The organism is Exiguobacterium sp. s133, assembly GCF_018618595.1.
Lineage (GTDB): Bacteria > Bacillota > Bacilli > Exiguobacteriales > Exiguobacteriaceae > Exiguobacterium_A > Exiguobacterium_A oxidotolerans.
The window spans coordinates 378,412-390,892 of record NZ_JACSMK010000001.1 but is presented as its reverse complement, the minus strand read 5'-3'; the positions used below and the strand labels follow the sequence as shown (position 1 = coordinate 390,892).

Annotated in this window: 9 protein-coding genes, 1 pseudogene and 1 other annotated feature; all 10 genes and pseudogenes read left to right on the top strand. The window is 48.7% G+C overall.

The window, feature by feature from the left end; genetic code table 11:
• Positions 1-17 precede the first annotated feature (17 nt).
• The 10 genes and pseudogenes from ruvA (at position 18) to dtd (ending at position 12,195) form a co-directional block, all read left to right on the top strand.
• The gene (gene ruvA, locus KNP96_RS01965) at positions 18-611 is read left to right on the top strand and encodes a Holliday junction branch migration protein RuvA (protein WP_029331039.1); all 594 of its coding nucleotides are present in this window, start codon (positions 18-20) and stop codon (positions 609-611) included.
• A 7-nt stretch (positions 612-618) separates the two neighbouring features.
• Complete coding sequence (gene ruvB, locus KNP96_RS01960; protein WP_088837524.1) at positions 619-1,614, top strand: Holliday junction branch migration DNA helicase RuvB; 996 nt, start codon at positions 619-621, stop codon at positions 1,612-1,614.
• A 3-nt stretch (positions 1,615-1,617) separates the two neighbouring features.
• Positions 1,618-2,661, top strand: a complete 1,044-nt coding sequence (gene queA, locus KNP96_RS01955; protein ID WP_088837523.1) for a tRNA preQ1(34) S-adenosylmethionine ribosyltransferase-isomerase QueA — start codon at positions 1,618-1,620, stop codon at positions 2,659-2,661.
• A complete protein-coding gene (gene tgt, locus KNP96_RS01950) occupies positions 2,658-3,803 on the top strand; it encodes a tRNA guanosine(34) transglycosylase Tgt (protein ID WP_088837522.1) in 1,146 nt (381 codons plus the stop codon). Before queA ends, tgt begins: the two co-directional genes overlap by 4 nt.
• Before the next feature lie 70 nt (positions 3,804-3,873).
• A complete protein-coding gene (gene yajC / locus KNP96_RS01945; RefSeq protein ID WP_029331035.1) occupies positions 3,874-4,164 on the top strand; it encodes a preprotein translocase subunit YajC in 291 nt (96 codons plus the stop codon).
• Positions 4,165-4,317: 153 nt separating this feature from the next.
• Positions 4,318-6,529 (top strand): annotated as a pseudogene (gene secD, locus KNP96_RS16660) (protein translocase subunit SecD).
• Between the two features lie 70 nt (positions 6,530-6,599).
• Complete coding sequence (gene recJ / locus KNP96_RS01930) at positions 6,600-8,909, top strand: single-stranded-DNA-specific exonuclease RecJ (RefSeq protein WP_088837521.1); 2,310 nt, start codon at positions 6,600-6,602, stop codon at positions 8,907-8,909.
• A complete protein-coding gene (locus KNP96_RS01925) occupies positions 8,888-9,406 on the top strand; it encodes an adenine phosphoribosyltransferase (protein ID WP_029331033.1) in 519 nt (172 codons plus the stop codon). Before recJ ends, KNP96_RS01925 begins: the two co-directional genes overlap by 22 nt.
• A 140-nt stretch (positions 9,407-9,546) precedes the next feature.
• The gene (locus KNP96_RS01920) at positions 9,547-11,745 is read left to right on the top strand and encodes a RelA/SpoT family protein (RefSeq protein ID WP_088837520.1); all 2,199 of its coding nucleotides are present in this window, start codon (positions 9,547-9,549) and stop codon (positions 11,743-11,745) included.
• A gap of 12 nt (positions 11,746-11,757) precedes the next feature.
• Positions 11,758-12,195, top strand: coding sequence for a D-aminoacyl-tRNA deacylase (gene dtd / locus KNP96_RS01915; RefSeq protein ID WP_214766476.1), 438 nt, complete (start codon positions 11,758-11,760; stop codon positions 12,193-12,195).
• A 56-nt stretch (positions 12,196-12,251) separates the two neighbouring features.
• Positions 12,252-12,474: a binding site (T-box leader), on the top strand.
• Positions 12,475-12,481: the final 7 nt, after the last annotated feature.

The following is a 12,481-nucleotide window of genomic DNA, read 5'->3' as shown; positions in this document are numbered from 1 at the left end:
GATGGGAGCGTTCTAAATTGATAGAATTCGTACGCGGCGAGGTCGCTTATGTCTGTGCGGAATTCGTGACGATCGAAGTCGGGGGGATTGGCTACAAAATCGTAGCACCGAACCCGTTTTTTTATCGGACCGGAGACGAACAGGTTATCGTATATACGTATCATTATGTGAGAGAAGATCAAGAAGTATTGTTCGGATTCCGTTCACGACGCGAACGTGCATTGTTCACGAAATTGCTTGGTGTGACAGGAATTGGTCCAAAAGGGGCACTCGCAATCGTCGCGTCAGGAAATGTTGACGCGCTTGTCGAAGCGATTGAACAGGAAAAAGAAAGTTACCTCATCAAGTTCCCGGGCGTCGGTAAAAAGACGGCGAAACAGATGACACTTGATTTAAAAGGGAAATTAGCCGAGCTCGCTCCGGATTATGTACCGAGCGAAGGGCTGTTCGCTCAAAGTAATGCCGAGTTGAACGAAGCATGTGAAGCCTTGACGGCTCTCGGGTACAGTGACCGTGAAGTCGAAAAAGTCAAAAAGGCGCTTCAAGCCGAAGTGCTCTCGACGGATCAATATGTCAAGCGGGCCCTTCAGTTGTTATTGAATGTGAGGTGAGGACAAAATGGAAGAGCGGATTTTATCAGAATCAGCCCATGCAGAAGATCAAGAAGAGTGGAGTCTACGTCCGCAAACACTTGATCAGTACATCGGTCAAGAGAAGGCAAAAGGAAACTTAAGTGTCTTCATCGAAGCGGCGAAGATTCGTCAAGAGACGCTCGATCACGTTCTGCTTTATGGCCCTCCTGGTCTCGGAAAGACGACACTTGCGACGATCATCGCCAATGAGATGGGCGTCGGTGTCAAGACGACAGCAGGACCGGCAATCGAGCGACCGGGTGACTTAGCAGCAATCCTCTCGTCACTCGAACCGGGAGATGTCTTATTCATCGATGAGATTCATCGGCTCAGTCGTTCAATCGAAGAAATTCTGTATCCGGCGATGGAAGATTATTGCCTTGATATCGTGATTGGGCAAGGCGAACTGGCCCGCAGCGTCCGGATTGACTTGCCACCGTTTACGCTCGTCGGTGCGACGACACGGGCCGGGATGCTGTCTGCCCCGCTCCGTGACCGCTTCGGTGTGACACTGAAACTTGAGTATTACACGATGCCGGAGCTCTCAGCGATTGTTACCCGGACGTCACGTCTATTCGGATTTGAAGCAGACCGGATGGCGGCGGAAGCCATCGCGCTCCGCTCGCGTGGAACACCACGGGTCGCCAATCGCTTATTACGCCGGGTGCGTGATTTTGCCCAGGTCGCCCATCAAACAGAAATCGATGCGACACTCGCGACGAGTGCACTCGACCGGCTCCATGTCGATGCGCTCGGACTGGATGATGTCGATCACCGGTTACTCCGTTCACTCGCTGAACGGTTTGCTGGCGGACCCGTCGGACTCGAAACGATTGCCGCAACGATCGGGGAGGACGCACAGACGATTGAAGACGTCTACGAACCGTACCTGTTACAACAAGGATTTTTACAACGAACCCCACGCGGCCGGGTTTTGACACCGTTCGCGCGGCAACATTTAGGATTGAAAGAAGGAAATTGACTCATGGATGTAAACTTATTTGATTTTCATTTGCCGGAAGAACAGATTGCCCAAGTTCCCTTACTCGACCGGACGAGCTCGAAGCTGATGGTGATTGACCGCGAGACGGGAGCGTTACGTCACGAACGGTTCCATGATATCGTCTCGCACTTCAATGCGGGCGACACGCTCGTCATCAATGATACAAAAGTCTTACCAGCCCGTTTGTTTGGTGTCAAAGAAGAAACCGGTGGAAAAATCGAGCTGTTGTTATTGAAGCAGACGAGTGATGATGTCTGGGAGACGCTCGCAAAACCAGCGAAACGTGTGAAGCCGGGAACGGTGATTACGTTTGGTGACGGCTTACTTAAAGCTGAATGCGTCGAAGCGCTCGACGATGGCGGACGAATTTTGAAGTTCTCGTATGACGGTATCTTTTATGAAGTCCTCGACGAGCTCGGGACGATGCCGCTTCCACCGTATATTCACGAGCAACTCGACGATCAAGATCGTTACCAGACGGTGTATGCGCGCGAACGCGGGAGTGCTGCGGCACCGACTGCTGGACTCCACTTCACACCGGAATTGCTGAAAGCATTGACGGATAAAGGCGTTACACTAGCACCGCTCACGTTACATGTCGGTCTCGGTACGTTCCGTCCGGTTTCGGTCGATGACGTCGACAGTCATAAGATGCATAGTGAATATTATGAACTGCCGGAAAGTTCAGCAGCAATTTTACGTGAGACACGAGCGCGCGGCGGACGGATCATCGCGGTCGGAACGACGTCGACGCGGACACTTGAGACAGTTATCCGTGATCATGGTGACTTCGTCGAAGCGACGGGGTGGACGGACATCTTTATTTACCCGGGGCAGGAAGTGAAGGCGATCGATGGTTTGATTACGAATTTCCATTTGCCGAAGTCGACGTTAATCATGCTTGTCTCCGCACTGTCGACCCGGGAACACATTTTACACGCATACGAAGAAGCCGTCGCAAACGGATACCGATTCTTTAGTTTCGGTGACGCGATGTTCTTAACAAGAGAGGAATTAAACCGATGACAAAACACGCAGTAACATACGAACACATTAAGACATGTAAACAATCAGGTGCGCGGTTAGGAATCGTCCACACGCCGCACGGTAGCTTCGAAACACCTGTCTTCATGCCAGTCGGAACGCAAGCGACGGTCAAGACGATGGCACCGGAACAAATCAAGGACATGAACGCAAACATCATTCTCTCGAACACCTATCATCTCTGGGTTCGTCCGGGGCACGACGTCATCAAAGAAGCAGGCGGTCTACACAAGTTCATGAACTGGGATGGCGCGATTTTAACTGATTCTGGTGGTTTCCAGGTCTTCTCACTCGCTGACCTCCGGAACATCACGGAAGAAGGCGTCCACTTCCGGAATCACTTGAACGGGGACAAGCTGTTCCTCTCACCGGAAAAAGCGATGGAGATTCAAAACGCACTCGGTTCAGACATCATGATGGCGTTTGACGAATGTCCGCCGTTCCCGGCGTCACACGAATACATGAAAGCATCGGTTGAACGGACAAGTCGCTGGGCAGAACGTTGCTTGACGGCACATGAACGGCCGCAAGATCAAGCCTTGTTCGGGATCATCCAAGGGGGCGAGTACGAAGACTTACGTCGTCAAAGCGCACGTGACCTTGCATCACTCGACTTCCCAGGCTATGCCGTCGGTGGTTTGTCTGTCGGAGAACCAAAAGACGTCATGTACCGGGCGCTCGAATTCACGACGCCACTCATGCCGGAAGATAAACCACGTTACTTGATGGGTGTCGGATCACCAGATGCCTTGATTGAAGGGGCGATTCGCGGTATCGATATGTTCGACTGTGTCTTACCGACGCGGATTGCGCGTAACGGAACGTTGATGACATCAAGCGGCCGGCTTGTCGTCCGTAATGCGAAATATGCACGCGATTTCCGTCCGCTCGACGAAAAGTGTGATTGCTATGCATGTAAAAATTACTCACGTGCCTACATCCACCACTTGATTCGTGCCCAGGAAACGTTCGGTTTACATCTCTGTTCGACACATAACCTTCACTTCCTCGTCAAATTGATGGAGGGCGTTCGCCAAGCGATTCGAGAGGACCGTTTACTTGATTTCAAGGATGAGTTCTTCGAAGAATACGGTTATAATTTACCAAACGCAAAGAATTTCTGAGTTATCGTCTGACAAATCAATCGTTTCAAGGTATAATGAACGTGATTTGAATGAAAAGGAGCTGAGTCAGATGCAACAACTAATCACATTCCTCCCGATGATTTTGATCTTCGTGGTGTTCTATTTCTTGTTGATTCGTCCACAGAACAAACGCCAGAAGCAAGTCCGTGAAATGCAAACGCAATTATCACGCGGCGACACGGTCGTTACAATCGGTGGACTCCACGGAGTCGTACAAAAGGTTGATGAAACGACAGTTACATTAAAATCAGGGAATTCCCAATTGACGTTCAATCGTAGTGCAGTCGCGGAAGTTACAAAAAAATCAACGACTGTCATGGACGACGAAACCGTCGAATAAGGCAAGAAAAAGACGCTTTCCGAATTTCGGAGCGTCTTTTCTGTCTTTATATGAGAAAAACGATTGCTATGATTACCAATTCTTATGTAAGCTAGGATAGGATACGAAAGTTGTCTGAAAATATACTGGGGTTTAGAGAAAGGACAATGTAGCATGGTTAAGAAAGGAAAACTAGCCACGTTCTTCATTATCGTCGCCGCATTACTCATCTTGATCGGCACGACGTCGACATGGCTCTTGAAAGACACGAAACTCGGTCTTGATTTAAAGGGCGGGTTCGAAGTGTTGTATGAAGTTCAACCCTTAAAAGAGGGGGATGTCATCGATGATACAGCGATGAGCGCGACGTTGACGGCAATCGAAAACCGTGTCAACGTTCTCGGTGTATCGGAGCCGGACATCCGAATCGAAGGGAAAGACCGGATTCGTGTACAACTCGCGGGTGTCAAAAACCAAAGCGAAGCACGTCAGATTCTATCTTCGACAGCCGAGTTATCATTCCGTGATATCGACGATAAGCTGTTGCTTGACGGATCGGATTTAAAGGCGAAGGGTGCGAAAGTCGGATATGATCCGAATACGAACGAACCACTCGTCGAATTAACATTGAAATCAAAAGAGAAGTTCTATGAAGTGACACAACAGATTTCGCAAAAACAAGCGCCGGATAATCGTCTCGTTATTTGGCTTGATTATGCGAAAGGTGACACGTACGAAAAAGAGATTCAAAAAGAAAATTCAAAAATTGTATCTGATGCGTCAGTCAATCAGCCAATCAACTCGGATAAAGCAATCATCTCGGGTGGCGATATCGACGCCGAGTACGGAAAACAATTGTCATCCATTTTAAATGCGGGGGCATTACCGGTTAAGCTTGATGAAATCTACTCGACATCAGTGTCGGCGGCATTCGGGAAAGATGCGCTTGATCAAACATTATTTGCATCAATGATCGGTGTTGCGGCAGTCTTCTTATTCATGTTGCTGTTCTACCGTGTATCTGGTTTCGTCTCAATCATCACGTTGTTGTTCTATATTTACCTCGTCATGATCTTCTTCAACGGAATCAATGCCGTCTTGACCTTACCGGGTATCGCGGCACTCGTCCTTGGAGTCGGGATGGCGGTCGATGCGAACATCATCACTGCAGAGCGGATTAAAGATGAGCTACGTAGTGGGAAATCTGTTTTGTCGGCATTCAAAGCCGGGAATCGCCGTTCATTCGGAACGATTTTAGATGCGAACTTAACGACGCTGATTTCAGCAGGTGTCCTCTATTACTTCGGAACGAGTACCGTCAAAGGGTTTGCGATCATGTTGATGGTTTCGATTGCCGTCACGTTCATCACGAACGTCTTCATCTCTCGTTACTTGATGCAACTTCTTGTCAGTAGCCGTTGGTTTGATAAGAAAAAATCATGGTTTGGCGTAAAGGAGAGTGAAATTCGTGAACTTTAATCCTACGAAATTCGATTATGTAAAACATCGCAAAGTCTACTTCACGATCACAATCGCTTTAGTTCTCCTGTCGGTTCTGTTGCTTTCATTCCGAGGCTTGAATCTCGGGATTGACTTCACGGAAGGGACACGGGTCGAAATTTCTTCGGAAAATCAAATCGAGGAAAGTGAAGTCCGGTCCGTCATTGAAGAAGCGGGAATCGACGCAAAAGAAATCGACGGGATTCAGTTCGCGCAAGGCGGTACGCTCGCGAACGTCACGTTCGTCGGTGAGTTCAGTCAAGAACAAGTCGCGGAAATGAACAAAACGATTGAAGCGAAATATGATAAAGCACCAAGTATTTCAACGGTCTCCCCACAAGTGGGTCGTGAGATCGCCCGAAATGCGATGTACGCTGTCTTGCTCGCTTCAATCGGAATTGTCATCTATGTCTCGTTCCGTTTCCAACCGACGTATGGAATCGCGACAGTGCTTGCTTTGCTCCATGATGCCTTGATGATCATCGCGTTCTTCTCACTCTTCCAAATCGAAGTCAACCTGTACTTCATCGCCGCCGTCCTGACGATTATCGGGTACTCGGTCAATGATACGATCGTGACGTTCGACAGGGTGCGTGAAAATTTAGGGCGTGCTGAAAAAGGCGGCAGAACCGTTTCGTTTGATGAATTATGCGACGTCGTCAACGAATCGATTCAGCAAACGATCATCCGTTCAATCAATACGGTCGTGACCGTCATCATGACGGCTGCCGCCCTCTATATTTTCGGAAGTGAAGCGATTCGTGGTTTCAGTCTTGCCTTGCTTGTCGGTTTGTTCATGGGGATGTATTCATCGATCTTCATCGCTGCGCAACTTTGGCTCGTCATGAAAAAACGCACATTAAAACAACCAAAACAAGCTTCATGAAGACAATCCGCGTTGGGTATCCCTGACGCGGGTTTTGTCTTATAATGGGGAAGTTGATTGGAGGGATTGGATGTATCATTCAAAAAAAACATGGCTCGACAAAGCAGTCGATCCGCTAAAAATAGACGAGCTGGTCGCGCAAGCGTCCGTCTCACCGAACGTAGCCCGTCTGCTAGTCCAGCGTGGTCTCGAGACGCCGGCTCAGGCAACGGCCTTTTTAGAAGCAGGACAAATGCCGTTCCACGATCCATTCCTGTTTCAGGATATGGAAAAAGTCGTCGCGCGGATTAAAGAAGCTGCCGATCAAGGTGAAATGATTTTAATTTATGGGGATTATGATGTCGATGGTGTCAGTTCGGCTGCGATTTTGTGGCATGCGTTAACTGAAATCGGGGCAATGGCAGAATGTTATATCCCGAACCGGTTCACGGAAGGCTACGGACCGAATGAAGCGGCCTTCCGCTGGGCGGTCGAAGAAGGATTCGGATTAATCATCACGGTCGACTGCGGGATTTCAGGTATCAAGGAAGCAGCCGTCTTAAAAGAGTTAGGTGTCGACCTCATCATCACCGATCACCATGAGGCGAAAGAAGTTCTCCCGGACGCCTATGCGATGATTCACCCGGGTGTCGATCGCAACTATCCGTTCTCAAAACTCGCTGGGGCGGGTGTTGCCTTTAAAGTCGCACACGCACTGCTCGAACGTGTCCCGACGGAGTTGCTTGACCTCGCCGTGCTCGGAACGATTGCCGACTTAGTACCGCTCGTCGATGAGAACCGGTTGCTTGCGACAAAAGGAATTGAAGCGTTGAATGGAAGTGAGCGTCCCGGCATCTTGGCACTACGCCAAGTCTGTAGTTTGACGGAAGACGAACTGACGGAAGAATCGGTCGGGTTCGCATTCGGTCCCCGGATCAATGCGGCCGGTCGACTCGATTCCGCGATGCCGGCACTTGAGATGTTACTTGCTGAGACACTCGAGGAAGCCGTCGTACTTGCGAACCAGCTCGACCAACAAAATAAACAACGGCAAGACATCGTCAAACAAATCGCGGAAGAAGCGACAGCACTTGTCGAAGAAAAATATCTAGAAGACCGTGTGCTTGTTGTTGACGCGGACAACTGGAACCCGGGTGTCGTCGGCATCGTCGCCTCACGACTCGTCGAGAAATATCACCGTCCGGTCATCATGCTTTGTCATGATGCGGAGAAGGGGACGGCGAAAGGGTCTGGTCGCTCGATTGCAGCCTTCGATTTATTTGCCGAGTTGACGCTATGTGAAGACATCTTACCGCATTTCGGTGGACACCCGGCAGCTGCCGGCATGACACTCTCGTCGGATGACGTCGTCACGTTACGTGAACGCTTGAATGCACAGGCTGCCAAACTACCGGATGAAGCCTTCATCGCGACGATTGAGATCGACTTGCGGCTATGCGTCTCTGACGTTTCAATCGGATTGATTGAGGAAATTGGTCGCTTAGCTCCGTTCGGTATGGGGAATCCGGCACCACGGATCGTCATCGAAGACGCTAAAATTCGGGACATGAAACGGATCGGCCGTGATTTGACCCATTTGAAGGCGCTCTTATCGGATGGAACGTCAGAGTTAGACGGGATTGGTTTCGGTTTCGGTGACGCGGTAGACGAAATTTCACTACTCGCTGAAGTCTCCTTGATGGGGAGTCTGAACATCAATGAGTGGAATGGTTTTCGGAAGCCGCAATTGATGATTCAAGATTTGGCTGTCGCCGATTATCAATTATTTGATTACCGCGGTGGGAAAAAACCATTAACGGACATTTTTGAGTTGCCCCAAGAACAGACGACGCTCGTTGCATTTTCGGACGAGACAAAACAAAAATATGCCGAGCGTCCGCTGAATGGAGCGATTCATGAAAATGTTGTGTTCCTCGACTTACCGGAGACGGAAGAAGCATTCTTACCGTACTTGAAACAGGCGGAGCGGATTTATTGTGCGTTTAAGGATGAAGGGTACTACTTCGAGGCGATTCCGTCGCGTGAAGACTTCAAGCATTACTTTAATTACTTCGCAAAATGTCCACGCGAAGAGTTGCGAATCGGACTCGTTCGTTTGTCGAAAACAAGAAAATGGTCGAAACGTTCGATTAACTTTATGCATTCAGTGTTTTCGGAACTCGATTTTCTTGTTACAATGGAGGACGGGCTACCGGGTGTGAACCCTGACGCTGAAAAACGAGATTTGACGGAGGCCGCGACGTACAAGCGTCATGAAGAACGTCAACGTCTCGAGCAACAATACATTTATTCGTCACTCGCTCAGTTGAAAGAGCGTTTTGATACTTTAGTGGAAGCGGCGAAGCAGGAGGAAATGACATGGAGTTCAAACAGCATATAAAAGAGGTCGAGAACTGGCCGAAAGAAGGAATCAGCTTTAAAGACATCACATCATTGATGGAAAACGGTCCGGCTTACAAACAATCGGTCGATGCACTCGTCGATTACGCACGCAAGCAAGGGGCAGACGTTATCGCAGGACCGGAAGCACGTGGATTCGTCGTCGGTTGCCCTGCGGCATACGCGATGGAAATCGGTTTTGTTCCCGTTCGTAAAGAAGGCAAGCTCCCTCGTGAGACAGTCCGTGTCGAGTATGGTCTTGAGTACGGCAAAGATGTCTTGACGATGCACCATGATGCAATCAAACCAGGGCAACGTGTTGTCATCCTGGATGATTTGCTTGCGACAGGCGGGACGATTGAAGCAACGATCAAAATGATTGAACAACTTGGTGGTACGGTTGCCGGAATCGGGTTCTTGATTGAATTGGATGGACTTGGTGGACGTGAAAAATTAGCAGGTTACGATATTTTGTCATTGATTCGCTACGAAGACTAATGACAGGAATACTCTCCCGACGAACTTGTCGGGGGGGTATTTCTTTTTATTTTGACATCTTATAAAGATTTCACGATAATAGGAGATATATATTAGGGATTTAGGCGGAAGCAATCCCGGGGACTGGGTGAGGAAAAGGGATGACAAATAAACAAATCGTAAACGTAGAAGACCTTCTCGCTCGATGTGCGGAATACATGACTGTGGCAGAAGTGAACGATATTGAACGTGCCTACCAATTCGCAAAAGACGAGCATGATGGACAATTTCGTCGATCGGGTGAACCTTATATCATTCACCCGGTACAAGTTGCCGGGATTCTTGTCGACATCGGACTCGATGCCACGACGATTGTCGCAGCGCTTCTTCATGACGTCGTAGAAGATACAGACATTACGCTTGAAGAGTTGACGGAACGCTTTGGACCGGACGTCGCGATGCTCGTTGATGGTGTGACGAAACTCGGGAAAATTAAATATAAATCCAAACGTGAAGAGTTAGCAGAGAATCACCGGAAGATGTTCATTGCGATGGCAGAAGACATTCGTGTCATCTTGATTAAGCTTGCTGACCGTCTGCATAACATGCGGACCTTGCAACACATGGTCAAAGAAAAGCAAGTTCAAAAAGCGGAAGAAACACTCGAAATTTTCGCGCCGCTTGCACACCGTCTCGGGATTTCGACGATTAAATGGGAGCTTGAAGACATCAGCCTCCGATACATCAATCCACAGCAATATTACCGGATCGTCTCGATGATGAAACAAAAACGAACGGAACGTGAAGCGCTCGTTAATTCCGTCATCGGAGAGGTCAATGAAGTGTTGGATGAAGTACAGATTGCTGCTGAGGTCGACGGTCGTCCAAAACACATTTACTCGATCTATAATAAAATGCAAAACTCGAAAAAAGAGTTCAGTGAAATTTATGATTTAATGGCAGTCCGAATCATCGTGGATTCAATCAAAGATTGTTACGCGGTCCTTGGTATCATTCATACGCAATACAAACCGATGCCGGGTCGATTCAAAGATTACATCGCGATGCCGAAACCGAACATGTACCAGTCGCTGCATACGACCGTCATCGGACCGAAAGGGGAGCCGCTCGAAGTTCAAATTCGGACACGGGACATGCACTTCATCGCCGAGTACGGAATCGCCGCACACTGGGCGTACAAGGAAGGAAAAGAGCAAGAGGCGAAATCGGGCTTCGAAGACAAGATTGCTCATTTCCGTGAGATCCTGGAGTTACAAAAAGATACAGCGGACGCGGAAGAGTTCATGGAATCCGTCAAAGTCGATTTCTTTAGTGATATGTTGTACGTCTTTACACCAAAGGGCGACGTCATCGAGCTACCGAAGGGCTCTGTCCCGATCGATTATGCTTACCGTATTCATACGGAGATCGGACACCGGACGATTGGTGCGAAGGTCAACGGACGGATGGTTCCAATCGATTATAAATTGAAAACGGGCGATATCATTGAAATCGTTACGTCGAAGCATAGTTACGGTCCAAGTAAGGACTGGTTAAAAATCTGTGTCTCGAGTCAAGCGAAAAATAAAATCCGTCAATGGTTCAAACGGCAACAGCGCGAAGAAAATGTCCTTAAAGGGCGCGAATTGATTGAAGCAGAAGTTAAAAAACTTGGTTTTGAACCGAAGGAAGTCATCACGGATAAAACACTCGAAGACGTCACGCGGAAGTTCAACTTCGGTCAAGAAGAAGACATGTACGCCGCAGTCGGTTACCATGGCTTGACGGCTGCCCAAGTCGCTCACAAATTGACGGAAAAGTTACGCAAAGATAAAGAATCTAAAAATCTTGAGTTGAATGACGCCATCAGTGAGATGAAAACATTTGACCGTCCGAAAAAACAAAATCCAGAAGGTGTGCGTGTCAAAGGCATCGACAATATGCTCGTCCGGATGAGTCGCTGTTGTAGCCCGGTTCCCGGGGACGACATCGTCGGTTATATTACGCGTGGACGCGGGGTGTCGATTCACCGTTCGGATTGCCTGAATGTTTTGAATGAACAAAATCCGGAACGCTTGCTCGAAGTCGAGTGGGAGCATGAAGGAAAAACGGTCAAGAGTTATAACGTCGAAATCGAAATCTCGGGGTACGACCGTGCGGGTCTACTCAATGAAGTATTGCAGTCTGTTTCAGCAACAAACACGAACATCGTTGCCGTCAGCGGTAAAGGCGATGACAGCAAACAAGCGAAGATTTCGATGACGATCGCGATCAATAACGTCAATCACTTACAAAAGGTCGTTGACCGGATTAAACAAATCTCAGACGTGTATGCAGTCCATCGCGTCATGATGACGTAAGGAGCGGATAGGATGAGAGTCGTTTTACAACGCGTCAAAGAAGCGAGCGTGACGGTCGACGAATCAATCATCGGTCAAATCGAACGGGGATTTTTATTGCTCGTCGGTGTCACGCATGAGGATACGCTCGATCAAGTCAATTGGTTAGCAGATAAAATTGCCGGGCTACGCGTGTTCGAGGATGAGGAAGAACGGATGAATCGTTCACTCGATGATGTCGATGGGAAGATTTTATCCGTCTCCCAGTTCACCTTATACGGAGACGTCAAAAAAGGGCGGCGTCCGGCATTTACCGAAGCCGCGAAGCCGGATCTTGCAAATGAACTTTATGAAGCTTTTAATACACGGCTTCGCTCGAACGGTGTAACGGTCGAAACGGGACAGTTCGGTGCGATGATGGATATTGCCCTCATCAATGACGGACCGGTCACGTTAATTTTAGAAAAGTGACCAAAGTCTTGACAGGACTTCGGGAACGATGCAATATAAATGGTAATAGAACGATTATAGAACCGATGACGAAGAGGAGTAGTCCAAGACCTCGTCTGCTTAGAGAGTCGCCCCTTGGCTGAAAGGGTGATCAGATGAATTGGGTGAAAGACCCTTCCGAGGTATTTTCCTGAACACTGCAGTAGGGAAAATCGTAAGCAGGCGTTAACTGCACCGAGTGGCTGAATTTTTTCAGCAACCAGGGTGGTACCACGGGATCTTCAAGTTCTCGTCCCTTTGCGGACGA

What these genes read in the sequence shown, in the direction of transcription:
- ruvB (WP_088837524.1), top strand. Translation starts at nt 619, where the DNA reads ATGGAAGAGCGGATTTTATCAGAATCAGCCCATGCAGAAGATCAAGAA.
- queA (WP_088837523.1), top strand. Translation starts at nt 1,618, where the DNA reads ATGGATGTAAACTTATTTGATTTTCATTTGCCGGAAGAACAGATTGCC.
- tgt (WP_088837522.1), top strand. Translation starts at nt 2,658, where the DNA reads ATGACAAAACACGCAGTAACATACGAACACATTAAGACATGTAAACAA.
- yajC (WP_029331035.1), top strand. Translation starts at nt 3,874, where the DNA reads ATGCAACAACTAATCACATTCCTCCCGATGATTTTGATCTTCGTGGTG.
- recJ (WP_088837521.1), top strand. Translation starts at nt 6,600, where the DNA reads ATGTATCATTCAAAAAAAACATGGCTCGACAAAGCAGTCGATCCGCTA.
- KNP96_RS01925 (WP_029331033.1), top strand. Translation starts at nt 8,888, where the DNA reads ATGGAGTTCAAACAGCATATAAAAGAGGTCGAGAACTGGCCGAAAGAA.
- KNP96_RS01920 (WP_088837520.1), top strand. Translation starts at nt 9,547, where the DNA reads ATGACAAATAAACAAATCGTAAACGTAGAAGACCTTCTCGCTCGATGT.
- dtd (WP_214766476.1), top strand. Translation starts at nt 11,758, where the DNA reads ATGAGAGTCGTTTTACAACGCGTCAAAGAAGCGAGCGTGACGGTCGAC.